Genomic DNA, 19,499 nt, shown 5'->3' on the forward strand with positions numbered 1-19,499 from the left:
TAACTAATGGCCGTTAGAATTCAGATGCCCAAACTCAGCGATACGATGGACACGGGCAGAATCGTAAGGTGGTTGAAGAAGGAAGGTGAAAAGGTCGTGCCTGGTGATGTCATCGCCGAGGTCGAAACCGATAAAGCAAATATGGATATGGAAGCTTACGACGAAGGGACTCTCCTGAAAATCGTGGCAAAGGAAGGGGACCGGGTACCAATAGGAGGATTGATTGCCATTCTTGGAAATGCGGGAGAGGACATTTCTGCCTCGGTTCGTGAAACCGGAAGCGTTCCTGACGCCCAGGAATCAGAAAGGCATGAAGCTCAGTCATCTCCTGAAAAGATAACTCCTCTCGCGCAAGTTACCGCACCTTCGCTCTCCAAGACGGAATCTTCAAAAGGCAACGGCCGGTTGAAAGCTTCGCCGCTCGCAAAGAGACTTGCACGTGAGCGCGGGATTGATATCGGAGACGTGAAGGGAAGTGGTACGGGCGGAAGGATTGTCAAGCGTGACGTGGAAGCATCGATGACGTCCAAGCGTCGTGCGGTTGTTTCTTCGGGAGAATTCAAGGATGAGTCGCTATCCATGATGCGCGAGGCCATTGCCAGACGATTGAGCCAGAGCAATATCGAGGCGCCACACTTTTTCCTGACAGTTGAAGTTAAAATGGAGAACGCGATAGCCTTTCGAGAATCTCTGAATAGCTTCAATGAAGAGAGCAAAATCAGCTTCAATGACATTATCGTTAAAGCATGTGCCGCCGCACTTCAGGAACATCCTGAAGTCAATGCGACTTTCATGAAAGACAAAATTAGAATGTTCGGAGACGTCCATATCGGCGTAGCCGTTGCTATTGACGATGGGCTTATTACACCTGTCATACGCGACGTCGATAAGAAAGGGCTCCGGGATATTTCAATTGAGACAAAAGGTCTTGCCGCGAAAGCCAGAGAAAGAAAACTGAAACCGGAAGAATATTCCGGCAGCACTTTCACGGTCAGCAACCTCGGTATGTTCGGAGTCGACGAATTTACCGCGATCATAAACCCTCCGGAGGCTGCAATACTCGCGGTCGGTGCCATCGTCGAAAAACCCGTCGTTGAAGATGGACAGATAAGGATCGGAAAGCGGATGAGGATGACGCTGTCATCCGACCACCGCGTTGTCGACGGCGCACTTGCTGCCCAGTTCATGCAGACGCTGAAGAAAATTTTGGAGAGCCCTGCGGCGCTCGCTTTGTAGAAATAGTTTTTGAAGCTGAATCCAGCCCGGCATTCTGCAAGTATTGGAGGGGATATTTACTGTTGTGAATTGTCAGGGCTTTGTTCTTTTGCAGTCCTTAGTTAAATTTTTTCTACTCACATCGCTTCATGGGCCCTTAGCTCAGTTGGTTAGAGCAGCTGACTCATAATCAGCGGGTCGGGGGTTCAAATCCCTCAGGGCCCACAAAAATAAATCAGTTTCAACTCCTTCAAATAGCTCTGTCCGTTTCCGTTCAAGTTCAAACTGAACGCTTTAATGTACGATCAAGATTACTGAACCGTACCACTGCGTCTGGAGATTGCCGAAAGAATACCTTCCGTGGAAGGTTCAGCTTCACCATCTCCACGACCTACAACATAATACCGCCGCCGCCTTTTGACGTTTGCAATTTTCAGGTCACTCAACTAAAATAACCATGGAGAAAACCTTGCGAAGTATGCTGAGCAATTTTCTAACCCCTACCATTCCACAATTAAGTGGAGACCGACAGCACGGCTCGCAAACGGCAGAGGTTGTTTGTTTCAGGGAGGAATCATGCGAAGAATTCTGAAAGATTTAGTAGCCGTGTTGCTTCTCACGACTATGGCAGTAGCGGCAATCACTTGGTGGACTTCAGCGACAGGAACAAATCGGGTTGACCGAAATTTGAAGGCGGTTGTGACCCTGATCGTGTATGGTGCTGATGGAGGTATCAAATGTCAGGGGAGTGGGTTCTTTGTCAACTCAAAGGGATTACTGGCAACAAACGCTCATGTTGTAAATGACGCCGCGAAAGTAGTCGCTAAACTTCCTTCAGGAGCGTTCTATAACATGAAAGAAATCATGCACGTTGATCGAACCAATGACTTGGCCTTACTTCAATTTGAAGCAAAAGAAACACCTTTTGTGACCGGATTCGGCAACTCAGATGAGATCAAGATAGGAGAAAAGGTTTATGCGATAGGAACACCTGACGGACAGGAAGCTACGCTTTCCGAAGGGAATGTAAGTAATCCGACCAGAGACTTCAACGGGATAAGACGCATTCAATTCACAGCTCCAATTTCTCCTGGTAGCAGCGGAGGCGGGCTTTTCAACGAGAAGGGTTATATCATAGGAATCACTTCCAGCACGTTGAACATTCAGTCAGGCGAGCAAGCAGGTTTGGATCAAAATCTGAACTATGCTGTGCCAGTAAATGATCTGAAAGCGATGATTGCTGACACAAGCAAACACTTAGGGGGTAATGCTACTTATTACTACACGCAAGGTGTCTCTGCAGATTATCTGAGAGACTGGAATAGGGCCACGGAATATTACTCAAAAGCCATAATGTTGGATAGTACATATGCGGCCGCATACATCAATTTGGGCAGTGATTGCTTTTCGACTGGCAACTACGAGCTTGAAGTCAAGAGTTATCTCAAAGCTACCAAAGTCGATCCATCAAACCCTAATGCTTACTTTTTGCTTGCCACCGCCTATGAGGATGTTGCGCAATATGACAAGGCTATCAAGGCGTTCAGGACGGCGCTGAAACTGGACCCTAACGACAAAGACTTTATTTACGAACTTGCGCTCCTCTATTTAGCCAGAGGAGATAAGGAAAAAGCGCAGGAACTAATCAACAACCTCTGTCGTTTAGACCAAGGTTTTGGAACAGTTTTTATGTCCATATTGAACCGTGAAAAATAACCTGTGTACATCATGGTACACTTTTCTGACATTGCCTTGAATGCATACGTCACTTTTTGATCTAAGTCTGTTCCGCCAATGGTACCGAAGTTCCACGCGGGCTTCCGAAAATACCATGCTACCAAAATCGGCACGCGGTTCGACCTATCGTACGTTTCGTACACATCCGTGTGTAAAATCCTCCACGTGCATGCAAGGGATCACTTCATACCTTCCTGCATCCAGTCTACATGCTTCATAAGTCCTAGGGATACAATGGGTTGGCAATGCAGCTGGGATGCGCGAGTTTTCCTTAGGAGGTATGATTTTTGATAGTATGTACTTGCTCTAATCGTGTAGAGTTTGTTACATTCAGCTGGTTGAAATGTATGCTAGAAGCGATATAAAGCTGACGGGTGATAAGCCCGGCCAGGTTGTGAGATACAGAACGGAGTTAAAGAAACGGCCCCCGTGTGCGTGGAGTGTGTCAACGAAGGGAAGTGTGGGCATATTGATGGTGAACAAAGACATCAGCAGTACTCAGGCTGATAACAGCATTGCTGAACGCCTCAGCAAGTGCGGATGCATACTTTAGGAGGCAAGCGTGGGAACACAACAACTTCTGCTTACTGTCTTGGGAGTCATTGTCGTAGGGATTGCCGTTGCGATCGCTATTGTTCTGTTTAGCGGCAATGCACAAAGTTCGAACCGAGATGCTGTCACCCAAGATCTGGTGAGTATCGCAGCCGTCGCCCAGGAGTACTACAGGAAGCCGGCGATCTTCGCCGGAGGGGGAAACAGCTTCAACGGCTTCAATCTCTCGCCGACCGATACGGGGAATGAAAATGGAAGTTATTCAGTTGACGTGGCCCCGTCTTCGAGTCCTGTCTACAAACCCGGTAGCACGACTCCGATTCCGAATCCCACGCAGACGATCTATCTAATCGGATGTGGGAAAGAGATCGGAGATGACGAGATGGATCCGGTAAAAGTGTGTCTAAAAGTAACACTAGACTCGCTGGTGTCATTTCCTATCAATTGAGACTTAACATACATTCGTGAAGCTGGCGAGGCTCATTCGTTGGCCTGCCCTCAGTTGATTCATCAATGACAACTTACTAATCCGGTCGATCCATGGTATACAATCAGCCATGCGGAAACATAATCTGTACCATCTTGCTCAAATTTGTTTCTGATGATCATTTTTTGTAAATACATCATGGTGTAAATCAGCAAATGATGTGCAAAGAGTCTTACACATTCCGTGCTTTGTTCCAGACACTTGGGAGCCTGTGCACAAGGCTTGCTGACGAGGTAGGGAATTCTGTTTGCGGGTGAAAAGATGAAAATAGCATTTGCATTTTTCCTTTTGAACGTTTGGCTAGGTTCATGTCTTGCACAGGTAGAGCCTAATCCTTCTAATATTCAACGCTACGTAATTTATGCCGTCGACAAATTGCCTGAGCAAAAGGGCAATCCCCCAAAAATCTGGGCATAGAACGAAGGCGCCGTCGGCGATCCACATAATTATCTGCTTCTGGATACGCAGACCGGAAGGACATGGCTTCTTGTCCGAACTTCAGACTTTGCGGAACGTGCTGATAGCTCTATGAATGAGTGGAACAGCTATTCATGGAGGCCCCTTTTCTTTCAAACGGGCGTGCAATCTATACGCGCCCCACAGGGTAGTTTATCCAGAGAACCGGAAAAGTAACTTTCAGGTAAAGGGAAAACAAACCAGATGGAAGTCATGAAAGTATTCTTTTCCAGCAGGCGTTTTTTCGGGATGATTGCCTACCGCGTGAATGTCATGTCTCTAAAATCAACGGAATCGCGTCAAACAAGCCCGTAGTAAGGCAATCCTTTGTTGGGTCAACTTCTTTACTGGCTAAATGTAAGATGCCTTAGAAATTCCTCGTATATTTCGAGAATCTTCTCCTTGCTAAGTTCTGCTTCCGCAGTTGAGGTTGCAGCCGTTCCGGGGCCTGACTTACGGTTAATCGTTAGACAATAAGCGACGGTCAAGTTGCTTGCGACTATCTTTGTCGTATCGCTTTCCATGATACTTAACTCCTTATTTGTGCCATGATACCTGACAACATACGAATGCGCGATTAATTTACGCCTTTGTGAAACTCGAAGGTGCCATGATAGAAGAGAACTTTTCCGGAAGAGTCGCAGTAGAATTCAGGTCGGCAGAATCTGAGTTTCGCTTCGGCGGCATTTCTGTCTCATTCCTCAGCGTCCACAAGACAGTTCGGATGGGTTCCAATACTTACTTTGCGGAGATCAGATCGTAGTTTGTCTTCTGACTCATGGGAATGGTCATTGCATTTTCTCCTGCAGTTGCCATGACTAGTTCTTGATCCGATGTTCCGCTGATTTTCATAGCCTTTCCGGCCGAATAATCGAACAGGGCAGTCCCGTTGATGGTTCCGCTTCCGTCAATCGCCAAATTCATTCCGTTGATCGTCGCAGATCCCTTCAACTTAACCTTCCCGGCGAATGCTATCTTGACACATGAAATCCCGTCAAGATTTTCTTTTCCAACTAATTTGTAATCCGTATTTGTGGTTACTGCAATTTTCCCCTGGGAGCCTGGAGTGCCGGCCGTGTCCGTCCTTGTCTGGTTCCACGTTGCGCCCTCGCCAACACTCGTGGAAGGCAATTTCAAAAAGAAACTCCCGAAATCTTTTGCCTGTCCTGCAGGTGAATTTGCAAAGGCAGTATCGATCCATCTCGTCGAGATTTCTTCGCCGTTGGGTTTGATCCTTGTCTCCTTAATTTTCCCCAGAGCCGGAGATGGAACATGATTAGTATCTCCGTTCGGCATTATCGCAATGTTCTCGCCCGAGTCGATGACAGTGGAAAATATCAGCTCGTCGCCCGATATTACGCTGCTGATTGTAAGAGATTGATCCGAAACTACATTGACATGCTGCTCTTGACCCATCATCGTTTCGACGGTCTCCAGAGTAGTATGAGCTTTATAATGAATTGCAGAAGAAGCTTTATACTCCAACTTATATTGTGCCATTCCGACACCTGCCATTGCAAGGGCACAGACAAGAGTAACTCCGAACGATTTCATTTTTTCTCCAATATTAATTATTGTTTTCCGAATTTCCTGGTTCTGGATCTTTCCGTGTCGCCTCGAGAATCAATTCGGCGACATCCTTTACGGCAACGTCCGCGGCTTCTTTAGCTTTAACGCCGTCGGTCATCATCGTCATACAGAACGGACAGGCAGATGCAATCACATCAGGATTGGTTGACAGAGCTTCTTCAGTTCTCTCAATGTTCACGCGTTTGCCCGCTTTCTCTTCCATCCACATTCTGGCGCCGCCTGCTCCGCAGCAAAAACCTTTGTCCTTCGAACGTTTCATCTCAACCATCTCAACGCCGTTTATCGCAGCAATGGCTTTCCGCGGCGAGTCGTAGATCCCATTATATCTGCCAATATAGCACGAATCATGATAAGTAACTCGCTTTTTCTGTTGTTCGTTTTGAACCGAAAGTTTTCCGGAGCTTATCAGCTCCTCAATCAACTGCGTGTGATGAATGACCTCATAATTCCCGCCGAAGTTCTTGTATTCGTTCTTGAGCGTGTTGAAACAGTGCGGGCAGGCAGTGACGATTTTTTTTACGTGGTATTTTTCAAACGTGCTGATGTTTTCTCTGATGAGCATTTGAGCTAAATATTCGTTTCCACTTCGTCTCGCAGGATCGCCCGAACATTTTTCTTCGTTTCCAAGTATCGCGAATCTTATTCCAGCCATTTTCATCAACTGGGAAAAAGCGCGCGCGACTTTCTGATACCGGGCATCGTAACTTCCTGCGCAACCGACCCAATACAGAATGTCGAAGTTGCCGTCCGTATCGGCAGCGATCGGAATATCGTGTCCTTCGGTCCATTTTGCCCGGTCTCTCCAGTTAAATGCCCACACGGTGAAGTTGTTTTCCAGATTTTTATATGCGGTGGCAAGCTCTGTAGGAAATCTTGACTCATTGAGGACGAGATACCGGCGCATATCAACGATAGAGCCGACATGTTCAATCATAACGGGGCACTCTTCCATGCATGCCTGACAGGTCGTGCATGCCCACAGCTCGTCCTCGGTGATATAAGTGTCCACGAGGTGTTTTTTGTCGGCATCTTTGTGTGCCACGATATCCGGTGCCTTTTCCATCGTGCGTCGGCGAATATCGGTAATTATTTTTCGCGGAGAAAGAGGTTTGCCGGTGATATTCGCCGGACAAACCGAGTCGCATCTGCCGCACTCGGTGCACGTGAATCCATCAAGGAGTTGTTTCCATGAAAGGTCTTCGATATCTCCGGCGCCGAACCGCGTAATGTTCTCATCTTCCAGATTTATTGGTGTCAGAGCACCTCGCGGTTTTTGAGTCGCAAAATAAACGTTGAAGAACGATGAGCCGATATGGAGGTGCTTCGAATATGGGAGATAATTCAGGAATCCGAGTACTATTAATATGTGTATCCACCAGAAAACCTGAAAGAGATTTGAAAGGGACGGGGGCGATGACGAGACAAATAGAGATGCCAATGCGGACGAGAAAAATCTCGCTCCGGAGTTTAAAGTGTCGACTCCTGCTGATTTTTCAAGCGCGATGTGCAGACTGTTCTGCAGAAACATCGAGACCATGATGAGCAAGATCAGACTTAGGATGAGATTCGCGTCCAGCTTTGAATGAGTTTTGAACTCAAGGCGTTTTACGTTCGCGATGTTTCGACGATAGAAAGCAAAGAGTACAGATATAATCACCAGGAGTCCAAAGCAATCCTGAAGAAAAACAAGCGGAGAATAGAGCGGACCAAGAAACGTCAGCGATAAACCCTCTGCGAAGCCCTGCAGAATACCTTCCAGTATGGCGGTGAGAAGAATCATGAATCCCCAGAATATGAAGAAGTGCATCAATCCCGCGACCGGTTCTCTCAAAAGTTTTTTCTGACCGAATGCAATCGACAGGACATTTATGAGTCGTGTCCCGACCTTGCCTGAACGATCTTCCTTTTTTCCGACTTTCAGATAAGAAATCAGTCGTTGGACATTCCTCGCAAAGAACAAAATGGCCAAAATGAAAACTATTGTGAAAACGGTTGTTTTTATCATGTATTCTTTGCCTTCTAAATTTTTTTGAAGCAGAAACTCGTCTTGTAGTCGACCTGACTTTTCAAATATATCCTGGCCGCTGCTAATAATCAATTGCTTCGTCGCCTCAATCATTTAATTGAAATTTTATACACCTCAAGTTATATTTTGTTCTAATGAAACCTGTACCGGCATGGGAAAAATAATCACGATTGCGAATCAGAAGGGCGGAGTTGGGAAGACTACCACAACCGTCAATGTCGCGGCCTGTCTTGCTGCCCTGGAGCACAAAACTCTTCTGATCGATATCGATCCGCAATCGAATGCAACAAGCGCGCTTGGGTTTGACAAAAGTCAGCCTCATGTGAGCACTTATGACGTTATCCTGGGATCATCCCCGGCAGATGCATCCATCCGGGATACCACGCTCTCCTTCCTAAAACTGATGCCGTCCGACATAAATCTTGTCGGAGCCGAGGTGGAATTGGTGGAGATGGAAATGAGAGAGTCTCTTCTAAAAAATGCGATCATACCGATTAAGGATAACTTCGAATATGTTTTGATTGACTGCCCGCCTTCGCTGGGTTTGTTGACGGTAAATGCTCTCGTGGCAGCTGACAGCGTTCTGGTCCCCGTTCAGACCGAGTACTTTGCCCTGGAAGGACTTGGACAGCTTCTTAACACGATCTCGATGGTGAAACGTAATTTAAATTCCGGTTTGGAGCTTGAGGGAGTTCTCCTGACGATGTTTGATTCGAGGCTGAAACTCTCTAATCAGGTGGTCGATGAGGTCAGACGATATTTTGATCAGCGAGTTTTCAGAACCGTGATCGGAAGGAATGTTCGTCTCAGCGAAGCACAGAGTTTTGGCAAGCCTATCATACTTTACGATGCGGCTTCTCTTGGAGCGAAACATTACATGGAATTAGCAAAGGAATTCTTGGATCGGAACAAGGCGAAAGTAAGACAGGGGATTCCGGATTCTTCAAACGAGTTTGGTGGGAGACCCGGAGATATTAGCTTGGAAAAGGATTCCGCAAACCACGATGTAAGTAGGGAAGGCGCAAAGCCATGAAATCTAACATTCGTCTTGGTAGAGGATTAGATGCCTTGATCAAGAAAGAATCTATTCCCTTCGATAAGATCCCGCCTGAACTCTCTGATCAGTTAGCAGTCAACCCATTCGCGAAGATCTCAGTGAACAAGGTCACCGCAAACAGATTCCAGCCGAGAAGAGACTTCGATCAGAGGACTCTCGAAGAGTTGAAGAAATCTATAAGGGAGAATGGGCTTATTCAACCGATAACGGTGCGCCAGACTAAGGATGGCGGATTCGAGTTGGTGTCCGGGGAAAGACGTCTTCGCGCCATGAAAGAGCTTGGTATTCGAGAGATACCTGCATACGTTCTTCAAGTCGACTCCGACGAGAAGATGCTGGAAATGGCGTTGACCGAGAATCTTCAGCGAGAAGATTTAAATCCAATAGAAATCGCGCTTGGATATGAGAGGCTAATTGACGAATGTAACCTCACGCAGGAGAAAGTCGCAGACAAGGTCGGGAAAGATCGTGCCACGGTAGCTAATTTTCTGCGACTTCTTAAGCTGCCTGCTCCGATCCAGAAGGGTCTTGTCTCAGGTGATATTACAGCGGGTCACGCCAGAGCACTTCTTTCGATCGAAAACTCCAACGAGCAATTTCATCTTTTTAATAAAATTGCCCGCGATAATCTCAGCGTTCGTCAGGTGGAGAGAGAGGTACAACGGCTGACGGGAGCGGGCAAGAACAAGAAGCTTCAATCGAAGGGCAGCTCAACCAACAAGCGCGCGAACGCCAGCGAAAGCGTGTTGAGTGATCTTGTCGATAAACTCAGGAAGCATCTGGGAACTCAGGTGAAAATAAATTACGGTGAAAATCACGCCGGTGATATAAGAGTTGAGTTCTATAGCGATGAAGATTTGGAAAGGTTGATCGAAATAATATTGGGCGATAGAAAAGGCAAATGACGAAGATTCTGTTTGCAAAAAATGCACCTCGACCGATCGGACCGTACTCTCAGGGAATGGAAATCGATGGATTCATTTTTCTTTCTGGGCAAATCGGCATACAGCCGGAAACGGCTGAAGTAGCCGACGGTCTGGCGCAGCAGACACTGCAGGTGATGAAGAATATTTCAGAGGTGCTTCAATCCGCCGGTTGTTCATTTTCTCAAGTAGTGAAGACAACAGTCTATTTGAAAAACATGAACGATTTCACCGAGTTCAACAAGATTTACTCCGAATATTTCAAAGATAATCCTCCTGTCCGCACGACTGTTGAGGTTTCATCGCTGCCTCGTAATGCATTAATTGAGATCGACATTATTGCACATAAGTAATAGAACCAGGATTTCAAAAACTCATCCAGAGCGAGGTCGAGGGATCAGGGATCGAATTCACGTCGCAGAAATTATCCGTGCTGCCTTAGTATTGTTGTTGATCGGTTCGTGCACAACCTTCGCGCAAGGACAAGGAGTGACGAATGGGCGAACTTCGATCGTTGAATTTCAGTTTCGACCCGGCCGATTGGAATTGGCCACCGATCTCGGAGTCACAAACCTTCGAGACCCTTTTTTTCAAAAGACCCGATATTCACATCCTGACACCATGGTTGCGGATACCAATGCTCGCAAATCATCTGTCTCACCACCGGTCCTTTCATTCGATACCACCGTCGTCGATACCAGCACCGTCATAATTAAACAGAGATCAGCACTTATTGCTGTACTCCTGTCGGCAGCGATACCGGGCGGCGGACAGATATACAACAGAAGTTACTGGAAGGTGCCGATCATTTACGGATTACAGGCATTCTTTGTCTCGCAATGGTTATCGAACAACAAGCTTTACCGATCCTTCAGGGCACAGTTTGAAGACTCTCTCAAGACCCCCGGGTCCTCTTCACAGTATTTGGCCGAGCTGCAGGGAGGGAGAGATTTCTATCATGATCAGCGCGATTCTTACGCGTGGTACACCGCAGGAATTTATGTTTTGTCGGTGCTTGACGCGTACATAGATGCGGAACTGTCCGGCTTCGACGTCTCACCGAGTCTCGGTTTTGCTCCAGATGGATCACCTGTCGCGGCGGTCTCGGTGAGAGTGAAATTCTAACTCTGATAATCCCCCGAAGATTTTAACTCCTCGACAGATTTGATTTCCTTTTCAAAGAAACCCGACAAATAGAATATCGCGGAAAGAATAAGACCAGGGTACATCGGTTGAATGTTAAGTAAGTATTTCGGATTCATTGGTGTATTCATGATGAATCCCGACACGAGCCAGAGAAGGGAAGTCAACCAGCCGAAGGTCATTGACAGGAATATATATTTTCGGTGCACGTGAAACCTTGGAAAATAACTCGATACGAGCGGAATCAACAGTCCCGGGATAAATACCGTACCGAGATCGTACCAGATTTGTATAACCGAAGGAACGAGGAGTGAGATCGCGATCGAGATAATTGCGGTGACGAAGATTCCTATCTGTGAGTTGGCCAATATTCTCTTGCTTGCTCCGCTAATCTCATCATGTTTTCCAAAGAGTCTGAACAAAATATCCTTCCCGATAGTGACGGCGGAGATAAAAGTTAGGCTCTCCAAACTTGACATGATGGTTGCAAGTAATCCTACATAAAATAATCCCTTGATAAAACTCGGCAGGACGATTTCAGCGAGTGCGGGATATGACATGGCGGGTTGCTCCAGGGTTGGGACGATCGCCCTTGCATATAGTCCGGTCGTTGAAGTCATAAAATCAAAGAACAGCCAGAATATTACCGAGACCAGGATTCCGTAACGAGCCACCGATCCGCTTTTTGCCGCATAACATCTCTGGTGAAACGCAGGATCTATCAGTGTCCAGCTTGCTATGAAGAACCAGGCGATTATGTACTGCCAGGAGTTTCCACCCGTGAGCGTCAAATGTCCTCCCGGAACGTGCGACTTGATGAACGACAATCCGCCGTAATGGAGGTAACAGTAAGGAAGTATCACACCGAAACCGATGTACATCAAGACAAACTCTAGACTATTAGTCCTGACGTCCGAGTGAAGCCCGCCGGAATAAAGATAAGCGATCGAAGCGACTGTAGTGAAGAGCACCGAGACGAGCAAGGACCAGCCGGAGATCATCTCGACAATGATTCCGACCATCAGAACATAAGGAGCGGGGGTCACTATGAAAAGAGTGAGGAAGGAACCCATCGTGGCAGTCGCGTTGCCATAGGTCTCGCGAAGTTTGTCGGGGATCGTGTGTAATCTTGCTCCGTGAACTCGCGGTGCAAGGAAGATTGCAAAGAGGATCGCAAAGAAATAGTACGGCACACCGAAAATAAACCAGTTTGAAATGCCATATCGATATGAGAATTCCCCGACACCAAGTATGCCCCCGTACCATGTTGACACGAGAGTCGCGACGAAAACCGGCAGCGTGAGACTTCTTCCCGCAACTAGATATTCATCGATGTGAGTCCGCGCCTTTCTAGCTGCGCGAAACCCGACAAAGACCACGGCAGAGAAATACAATACAATGACTGCCCAATCGGCCAAAGATAATCTTACAATCATGCGTCCTTTACAAACACCAGCACGCCGCCTTTGTGAACAGTTATTTCTATTTTGTCGCCAGTCGCACGATTGCTTATTCCTTGTCCTCCTTTTTTCAGGACAGCCCCGTGAAGCCCATAAGCCAGGCCCTTCGTACTCACGGTTGTACCATCTTCCATCGGAATGATAGAGACCTCGACATCCCCGAATATGTCCAGTGAAAGATCCTTAGAAGCAGGGAAGACCAGATATTGATTATCTGCAAGGACTATTCGGCATTTTTTTGAGTACTCGTATGCTATTTGCAGGTTTGCCAGCGTTTGATCGATTCTTCCACCTGAGAAGGAGAAGACCAGGAATTCACGGAAGTCTCGACCAAGAAGGAGATTCAATGTCTTTTCAAAATCTGTATTGTCTTGGGAATCGATCCTGACGATCTCCGCGTCTTCGAATTCTCTTCCGGTGTTTGTGAAGGAGTCGAGGTCACCGACAACTAGATTAGGTTTATATCCGAGTGATGCAGATTTGTTAGCACCGCCGTCGGCGCAGGCGATGAATGTCGGACGCGGAATCAGATTTCGAACCCGGTCGCGCGACGGAGGATCTCCATTGCAAAACATGAGGACGAAATTTTCAAAATCCATTGATCGTCAGAGATTGATGGAACAGTTCAAGAAGAGGTTTCTCGTGGCGGCGGGGTAGAAGTATTGCCCTTCACCATGTGCGATATACAGTTTATTCAGGAGGTTGTTGCAGTACAGTTTGAACTCAACTGAAGACAGGGAGAGAAAATTATTCACCTTATAGGATATCCAGCCGTTCACGATGAAATACGGATCGATCTTATCCGACAGCAGTTCGAAATTGTCGGTATATTGTGAACCAACATATTGTCCGAGCAAAGCAACGGCAAAGCCGCCTAACGCGTATGTTGCTCTGATATTTCCCAACAATTCGGGGAATCCACCGATTCTGTTTCCATCCAACTTATCGGGAACGACAATTGAATTATTCAGACTGTCGGCTTCTGTCTCGTAGTAGATATAATGGATTATCCTGTTGCGACTAAGCGAGAGATTCCCGTAAATCGAGAATTCATTTGTGAGGTTGGCAGCCGTTTCGAATTCGAGACCGATGTGGCGAGTGCGTTGAGCGTTGCCGTCTATTGGCTGTCCGTATTGGTCCAGTTCTCCGTTTGAAACGAGCTCATTATAAAATTCCATCCAATAGGCTGTAAGCCCGAGGCTGAAGCGGTTGTTGGCTGAATGATACCCGAGTTCAAAATCGTTAAGGGTCTCGGGTTTTATAAGTGGCTCGCCGAAATTCAATGTGCTGTCTGGATTCAAAGCGAAGTGCGGTACCTCGCCTCCGCTTGATTCGTCAGCGTTGTAGATGCTGGCAAGCTGCGGTTCGTGGGAAGTCTGACTCAAGCTGAAGTAGATATTGGATTCGGGTGTGATGTTATAATTCAATCCTATTCTTGGGTTGACAAAATGATATGGAACGTCGAATGTATTTCCGACAAATGTTTCACCGTAGAATTTATATTGCTTGAATTCGTATTCGAGGTCGAGCATAAGAGTGAGCTGCGGACTGACGTCAAAAAGCTCATGGCCATATGCCGTTGCCACGTCGGTGCGAGCGTGCCACTCGTTGTAATGATAGTCGACAGATAAATTTGCCGGCAAATTATTTGCCCACCTTATGCTCGCCCAGTGATCGGAATAGTTTTGATCTAGCTCGGCTCCGAGTACAAGTGTCCCATCATAATGCCGGATTGTCAGGCAGGGAAGCCATCCATATTGTTTAAGATCTTCGTATGCGTGAATCAAAGCGTCACTCGGATTACTTGATGGACGAAATCCGTATTGGGGAGTTATCCGGAAATAACTTGTGTCTGCCCAAGATCCGTCATAGTCGTAAAATCCTGAGCCAAGTATCATAAAAAGGGAGTTCTTGAAAGCCAGCGTCGGGGAGATTCTCCATTCGTTCAGAAGTTCAAAATGGGGTTGAGAGAAATTTTCCGTTTCGGCGCCCCGCCTCGGAACTGCATATACCGTATCTCCGTTTGCGATGAATCGGGTCATGTGAGGCGAATAGTTGACCTGGTTGCTGTCGCTGTTCCAGTCATCCCAATTCTGCGTGCGGAGATTTTTGTCAAGTGCCGCAAACTTCGGCAGGCCTAGATATGAAAGGCCGTCTGAGATTGGCCCGCCGTAAAAGTTCAGCTCCGTTGTCACATTGTCGTCATACCTTGCAGCATTGAGAAAATAGCTGTCAAGGTTCACCCAGGAATCTTGCCGGTATCCGTCCGTCATGTTTTTTGCAAGGTGAGCGTAAACGGAGTATCGGTCTCCGATCAATCCCGAGCTGAGAGTTGTCGAGTATCGTCTGACGTAACCGTTCGAACCGGTCGATCCCATGCCGTAAGTGAAATTCATCTCTCTCTCGTTTGCAGGATTTGTTGTCTCAAGATCTATAGACCCGCCGATTGCAGGAGCACCGTAGAACTCATTGCCTGCGCCGCGCTGAACTTGAATGGACTCTGTGCTCGCCTGCAAGTCCGGCATGTCGATCCAGTAGACATTATGATCTTCTGGATCGTTCTGTGGTATTCCATTGACCATGATGGAGATTCTTCGCTGGTCAAAGCCACGCATCGTGATATAGGAGTAGCCGATGCCTTCGCCGTTTTCGGAATATTCAGTGATTGATGGAAGCTGCGACAACAGAACCGGGATGTCCTGGAAAGCAAATTGACTGTTAATGGTTGTATCAGGCATTTCACTGAACGTTACCGGGCTTTGCCGCCCTCTCGCAAGTTGAGCCGTGACCAAGACGGGCAGAAGATTATAAGTCTTTCGCGCTAGATAAATGATGAGTGGTATACTGGGAACAGCAACAGAAATCCTCTCTGCATTATAACCGCCAGCAGAAACTTCCATGAGATACGGTCCCTGAGGAATATCTGTGAATTCAAATTCCCCCTCTGTATTGCTCAATACCATCCTTGTCTGAGTTTCTCCTGAGCTCAGCAAGGCTATTCTCGCGATAGCGATTCGCGAATTGTCCGTTGAATCGAAGATGATGCCGGTCAAACTGAATTTATTTTGGCCGTTTGCCGCCACATAAAATAGCATTACTGCAAAGAACACAACTTCATGTTTCTTCATGACTTCTCCATAAACAATTAAACCGTTTCCACTTCCGACCCGAGACACGGCGGTCGAAAATAAAAACGGCGAACAAATATAGAAGTCCGGTCCATTTTCCTCCGCTGGTATTGTCCAGATCAGGTTCGTAGGGTTTTTCTCAGCCGTCCCGACGTGAGCAATTCATGTCGGGACAGCACCCCTAACGGACGAATGAATTTATGAAAGCAACGCGGCTAAATCAAGCATCATGATGCGGATACGGGGTTCAGTCGAACGTGAAAACGTAAGACGCTAAGGATGGTTCGATGGCGGGAATTAGTGAAAAGGGAATGAGTATTCTTTGGGAGGTGAATCATAAACTTCGTTTGGGGTGTCGAGTGGGGCATTATCAGAGTAACATAATATAGATTCTGTAACTCTTTAATCTATGTTAATCCTTCGTTTTAAGCACGCTTGCAGGCCGCGGCTCCTTCTTTTCTTTTATCCGACTTCCTATTTCTTTAGGTTACTTCTCGATTTCGATTCTAGGTCCGGCAAAGATTGTCGGAACAAGATTTTCCAAAGCGACCTTGTTGTATGATGATACGCCTGATCCCAACAACCCATTGAACAGGTCTAGATACTCAGAGAGTTTGTCCTTCAAACGCACTGCATGTCCCATCATTGATTCACCGGGGACACCGCTGTATGGTGAGGCAAATACGTACGTCATGGTCTCGAGCTGGGAATGAAAATCGGAAAAGTCATGAATGTCATCCTCGCCCACTTCGTGCTGAATGGACTTTGAATAAACCGTGTCCTTCAAAGAAGCAAATTTTTTGTCGAGCGAATCAAGCTGAGCGAGAATTGTCTCGTACTTTCCAGACTTCATTCCGTCTTCGTCTGTGCCGATTGACTTTTTGATAGTGGCTATCTGATCCCGGATATTTTGAATCCGATTCAACATGTCATTCAACGCCGACATCTCATTCCTTACATTCAAACCGTTGTTTGTATTCGAGGCAAAGAAATCCATGGGCGTCTCAAGGCGCGGGTCAGGTTTCACTTCAACGTGATTCGTCGAGGTTTTTCCATTAACGGTGACTGCTATTTTGTAAATCCCGGGAACGACCAACGGGCCGTTTGTCGTGAACGGATCTGCTTTTTCTGGCTCCTTATTGTCCAATTTTAAAAGCGATGCGCTCTGGTAACGCAGATTCCATACAAGGCGATTAAAGCCTTTCTTGTCGGTACCGTAAAGCGTTGCCACATGTTTTCCGTCTTGGGAAGTGATCTCTATTGTGACCGGTGTTTTATGCTCTTCAGTCTCGCTCGGAGTCGTGCTGATCGTATCCTTCAGATAGTAGTCGATCACCGCACCCTCAGGAGGATTCGGTGCTGAATAAGTGCTCAAGTCACTAAAGCCGTCCCTGTGCCACGTATGGAACATGCATGCTGGAAGCGTCGTGAAAAGATGAAATTGTTCCTGTGCCACCTTGTCGTTGTATTCTTCTATGGTCGTTATGTTATCGAAGATAAAAATTCCTCTGCCATGAGTCGCTACAACGAGATCATGGGTCTGTTTCACAAACTTAAGGTCGAACACGGACGCAGCGGGACAATTACTCTTGATATCTCTCCATTGTTCTCCATCGTCGGTTGAATAGTAGAGACCATGGTCGGTTCCGAGTACTAGGAAGGCCTGTTTGTTGGGGTCCTCGCGGACTACATGTGCAGGATAACCTTCCGGCAGTCCTTTTGAAATAGATTTCCATGACTTCCCGAAATCATCGGTCTTGAAAACGTAGGGTTTGTTGTTGTCAAGTTCATGAAAATCTATGGTAACATAACACGTGCCCTTGTCGAATGATGACGGTTCGACCTGATAAACTCTGCCCCACTCAGGAAGATGTGGAATATTCTCACTGACATTTTCCCAATTGTTTCCGCCGTCAAGAGTCACCTGGACCAGACCATCATCAGTTCCGATCCAAATAATGTTTGAATCGAAGGGGGAAATCCCGATCGAAAGGATCGTATCAAAGTTTTCGGCGCCGCTCATATCGAGTTCAATCTTTCCGCCGCTTGCTATCTGTTTTGACTTGTCGTTGCGCGTAAGATCCGGGCTAACTGCTTCCCAGTGTGTTCCACCATCCATGCTTTTAAGCAAAACATTAGCTCCAAGATATACTTCATTCTCGTCATTGGCAGCAACTGCAATCGGAGTCGTCCAGTTAAATCTGTACTTCAGTTGTGAAGGAGGCATGTCGGGTGCATCGAACAGATAGGGCCTCAACAGTTTTTGAATACCCGTTTTTAGATCTATTCTTGAGAGCCACCCGTTTTGCGATTCGGAGTATACGATGTCCGGGTCGCTCGGAGACGGCACGACGTACTCGCCGTCGCCTCCCGTCAAGATAAACCAATTCTGGCCTGTAATGGTAGGGCCATAAAGATTGTGTGAAGTCCCATACCATGCGTTGTTGTCCTGTAAACCTCCGCCAAGGTTGTATGGTGTGTTGTTGTCGACGGCCACCTGATAAAACTGTCCGATGGGTAGGTTGTTCAGAAATCTCCAGGTATCGCCTCCATCTAATGACAGGTAGACTCCGCCGTCGTTTCCGAGAATAATCCTGTCAGGATTTTGCGGATCGATCCAGATGTCGTGGTGGTCGACATGCACTTCCCCGTTAATGCTCTTTGCAGTTTTCCCGCCATCGGTAGATTTAGAAATGAGAAAGGAAAGAAAATATAATTTATCTTCATCACTGGGCGATACGGCGAATCTTGAGAAATAAAAAGGCCGCACGTCAAGAGCATGGTTGTTGCTAACCATCTTCCAGTGATCCCCAAGATCATTGGAATCCCAGAGGAGACCATCTTTTGCCTCGATCAAAGCATAAACATGATTGGGGTTGCTCATAGCGGCCGAAAGCGCTATTCGTCCGACCGGTCCTTTAGGCAATCCATCGGCTAACTTTTTCCAAGTCGTACCACCATCTATTGAACGGTAGAGCCCGCTGCCGTTCCCTCCGTTATCGAGAGACCAAGGATGTCTCTGAACTTGCCACATCGCCGCGAAAAGTATCATTGGATTGCCGGGATCGATTATCAGATCCGAGGCGCCTGTTGTATCGTTCACAAACAGAACCTTCTGCCACGTTTTGCCGCAATCCGAAGTTCGAAATACGCCTCTGTCCGGGTTTGTTCCCCACGCATGTCCTATTGCTGCAACAAAAACGATATTGGGATTAGAGGGATCGACCGCAATTCGGGAAATTTGTCCAGCGTCGTTCAGACCCATTTCCTGCCAAGATTTCCCCGCGTCGGGCGAGAAGTAAACTCCCTTCCCTGTTATTATGTCGTTCCTTAAGTTTCCTTCTCCCGTTCCAACCCACAAGAAATTCGGATTTGACGGAGCAGTTGCTATTGCTCCGACGGAAAGAGACGGTTCTTTTTCAAATACAGCTTTCCACGATATTCCTCCGTCAATTGTTTTAAACACCCCGCCTCCTGCCGCACCGACATAGTAAATATTTGGGTTGCCCGGGATTCCAACAACGGCTGTGACTCTTCCTCCGGCAGCGGCGGGTCCTATATTCCTGAAAGACAAGTTTTGAAGCAAGTCCGTGGTGTCTTTTTCGGAGTTCTGCCCTTGAGCAGCATTTATCGCAATCGCTGTGGAGACCACAATGCTCAGGGCGGGAAAGAAAATTCCCCAAAGCCTTCCCATGGTTGTTGTATGGTGGTACAAGCCGCCTTTC

Annotated in this window: 15 protein-coding genes, 1 tRNA gene and 1 riboswitch; of the genes, 9 read left to right on the forward strand and 7 right to left on the reverse strand. The window is 47.1% G+C overall.

Going from position 1 to position 19,499, the window contains the following annotated elements:
- The first annotated feature begins 6 nt into the window (after positions 1 to 6).
- The 5 genes from VLX91_13510 (at position 7) to VLX91_13530 (ending at position 3,952) form a co-directional block, all read left to right on the forward strand.
- Positions 7 to 1,236 carry a pyruvate dehydrogenase complex dihydrolipoamide acetyltransferase gene (locus VLX91_13510; protein ID HUI31224.1) on the forward strand — a complete coding sequence of 410 codons (1,230 nt, stop codon included), beginning with the start codon at positions 7 to 9 and terminating at the stop codon, positions 1,234 to 1,236.
- Positions 1,237 to 1,366: 130 nt separating this feature from the next.
- A tRNA-Ile gene (locus VLX91_13515) sits at positions 1,367 to 1,440 on the forward strand.
- 351 nt (positions 1,441 to 1,791) lie between these two features.
- The gene (locus VLX91_13520; protein HUI31225.1) at positions 1,792 to 2,931 is read left to right on the forward strand and encodes a trypsin-like peptidase domain-containing protein; all 1,140 of its coding nucleotides are present in this window, start codon (positions 1,792 to 1,794) and stop codon (positions 2,929 to 2,931) included.
- A 364-nt stretch (positions 2,932 to 3,295) separates the two neighbouring features.
- Positions 3,296 to 3,505 (forward strand): hypothetical protein, encoded by a 210-nt coding sequence (locus VLX91_13525; protein HUI31226.1) that lies wholly within the window; start codon positions 3,296 to 3,298, stop codon positions 3,503 to 3,505.
- A gap of 9 nt (positions 3,506 to 3,514) precedes the next feature.
- Positions 3,515 to 3,952 carry a hypothetical protein gene (locus VLX91_13530; protein HUI31227.1) on the forward strand — a complete coding sequence of 146 codons (438 nt, stop codon included), beginning with the start codon at positions 3,515 to 3,517 and terminating at the stop codon, positions 3,950 to 3,952.
- 839 nt (positions 3,953 to 4,791) lie between these two features.
- On the opposite strand, the gene VLX91_13535 is transcribed toward VLX91_13530, so the two are convergent.
- From VLX91_13535 to VLX91_13545, 3 genes are all read right to left on the reverse strand, one after another.
- The gene (locus tag VLX91_13535; GenBank protein HUI31228.1) at positions 4,792 to 4,971 is read right to left on the reverse strand and encodes a hypothetical protein; all 180 of its coding nucleotides are present in this window, start codon (positions 4,969 to 4,971) and stop codon (positions 4,792 to 4,794) included.
- 214 nt (positions 4,972 to 5,185) lie between these two features.
- Entirely contained in the window at positions 5,186 to 6,001 is an 816-nt protein-coding gene (locus VLX91_13540) for a hypothetical protein (protein ID HUI31229.1), read from the reverse strand.
- 13 nt (positions 6,002 to 6,014) lie between these two features.
- Positions 6,015 to 8,156, reverse strand: a complete 2,142-nt coding sequence (locus VLX91_13545; GenBank protein HUI31230.1) for a (Fe-S)-binding protein — start codon at positions 8,154 to 8,156, stop codon at positions 6,015 to 6,017.
- A 58-nt stretch (positions 8,157 to 8,214) separates the two neighbouring features.
- Between VLX91_13545 and VLX91_13550 the strand changes: the two genes are divergently transcribed.
- The 4 genes from VLX91_13550 to VLX91_13565 all read left to right on the forward strand — a co-directional run bounded on the left by VLX91_13550 (position 8,215) and on the right by VLX91_13565 (position 11,168).
- Complete coding sequence (locus VLX91_13550; protein HUI31231.1) at positions 8,215 to 9,096, forward strand: AAA family ATPase; 882 nt, start codon at positions 8,215 to 8,217, stop codon at positions 9,094 to 9,096.
- Positions 9,093 to 10,025, forward strand: a complete 933-nt coding sequence (locus VLX91_13555) for a ParB/RepB/Spo0J family partition protein (protein ID HUI31232.1) — start codon at positions 9,093 to 9,095, stop codon at positions 10,023 to 10,025. Before VLX91_13550 ends, VLX91_13555 begins: the two co-directional genes overlap by 4 nt.
- Complete coding sequence (locus VLX91_13560) at positions 10,022 to 10,396, forward strand: Rid family detoxifying hydrolase (protein HUI31233.1); 375 nt, start codon at positions 10,022 to 10,024, stop codon at positions 10,394 to 10,396. The genes VLX91_13555 and VLX91_13560 overlap by 4 nt, the downstream gene beginning before the upstream one ends.
- Positions 10,397 to 10,532: 136 nt before the next feature.
- The gene (locus VLX91_13565) at positions 10,533 to 11,168 is read left to right on the forward strand and encodes a DUF5683 domain-containing protein (GenBank protein ID HUI31234.1); all 636 of its coding nucleotides are present in this window, start codon (positions 10,533 to 10,535) and stop codon (positions 11,166 to 11,168) included.
- Here the strand turns inward: VLX91_13565 and VLX91_13570 are convergent.
- From VLX91_13570 to VLX91_13585, 4 genes are all read right to left on the reverse strand, one after another.
- On the reverse strand, positions 11,165 to 12,622 hold the full coding sequence (locus tag VLX91_13570; protein HUI31235.1) for a sodium:solute symporter family protein: 1,458 nt from the start codon (positions 12,620 to 12,622) through the stop codon (positions 11,165 to 11,167). The genes VLX91_13565 and VLX91_13570 overlap by 4 nt on opposite strands.
- Positions 12,619 to 13,221 carry a thiamine diphosphokinase gene (locus VLX91_13575; GenBank protein HUI31236.1) on the reverse strand — a complete coding sequence of 201 codons (603 nt, stop codon included), beginning with the start codon at positions 13,219 to 13,221 and terminating at the stop codon, positions 12,619 to 12,621. Before VLX91_13575 ends, VLX91_13570 begins: the two co-directional genes overlap by 4 nt.
- Positions 13,222 to 13,251: 30 nt before the next feature.
- Positions 13,252 to 15,774 (reverse strand): TonB-dependent receptor, encoded by a 2,523-nt coding sequence (locus VLX91_13580; GenBank protein ID HUI31237.1) that lies wholly within the window; start codon positions 15,772 to 15,774, stop codon positions 13,252 to 13,254.
- Between the two features lie 79 nt (positions 15,775 to 15,853).
- A riboswitch (TPP riboswitch) is annotated at positions 15,854 to 15,967 on the reverse strand.
- 294 nt (positions 15,968 to 16,261) lie between these two features.
- Positions 16,262 to 19,499 (reverse strand): hypothetical protein (locus VLX91_13585; protein HUI31238.1); only part of this gene is annotated, 3,238 nt, incomplete at its 5' end.

This window comes from Candidatus Acidiferrales bacterium (genome assembly GCA_035515795.1).
GTDB lineage: Bacteria > Bacteroidota > Ignavibacteria > Kryptoniales > JAKASW01 > JAKASW01.

Excerpts from the sequence above, each read along its gene's own strand:
- VLX91_13510 (HUI31224.1), top strand. The coding sequence starts at position 7 with ATGGCCGTTAGAATTCAGATGCCCAAACTCAGCGATACGATGGACACG.
- VLX91_13520 (HUI31225.1), top strand. The coding sequence starts at position 1,792 with ATGCGAAGAATTCTGAAAGATTTAGTAGCCGTGTTGCTTCTCACGACT.
- VLX91_13525 (HUI31226.1), top strand. The coding sequence starts at position 3,296 with ATGTATGCTAGAAGCGATATAAAGCTGACGGGTGATAAGCCCGGCCAG.
- VLX91_13535 (HUI31228.1), bottom strand. The coding sequence starts at position 4,971 with ATGGAAAGCGATACGACAAAGATAGTCGCAAGCAACTTGACCGTCGCT.
- VLX91_13540 (HUI31229.1), bottom strand. The coding sequence starts at position 6,001 with ATGAAATCGTTCGGAGTTACTCTTGTCTGTGCCCTTGCAATGGCAGGT.
- VLX91_13545 (HUI31230.1), bottom strand. The coding sequence starts at position 8,156 with ATGATTGAGGCGACGAAGCAATTGATTATTAGCAGCGGCCAGGATATA.
- VLX91_13550 (HUI31231.1), top strand. The coding sequence starts at position 8,215 with ATGGGAAAAATAATCACGATTGCGAATCAGAAGGGCGGAGTTGGGAAG.
- VLX91_13555 (HUI31232.1), top strand. The coding sequence starts at position 9,093 with ATGAAATCTAACATTCGTCTTGGTAGAGGATTAGATGCCTTGATCAAG.
- VLX91_13560 (HUI31233.1), top strand. The coding sequence starts at position 10,022 with ATGACGAAGATTCTGTTTGCAAAAAATGCACCTCGACCGATCGGACCG.
- VLX91_13570 (HUI31235.1), bottom strand. The coding sequence starts at position 12,622 with ATGATTGTAAGATTATCTTTGGCCGATTGGGCAGTCATTGTATTGTAT.
- VLX91_13575 (HUI31236.1), bottom strand. The coding sequence starts at position 13,221 with ATGTTTTGCAATGGAGATCCTCCGTCGCGCGACCGGGTTCGAAATCTG.
- VLX91_13580 (HUI31237.1), bottom strand. The coding sequence starts at position 15,774 with ATGAAGAAACATGAAGTTGTGTTCTTTGCAGTAATGCTATTTTATGTG.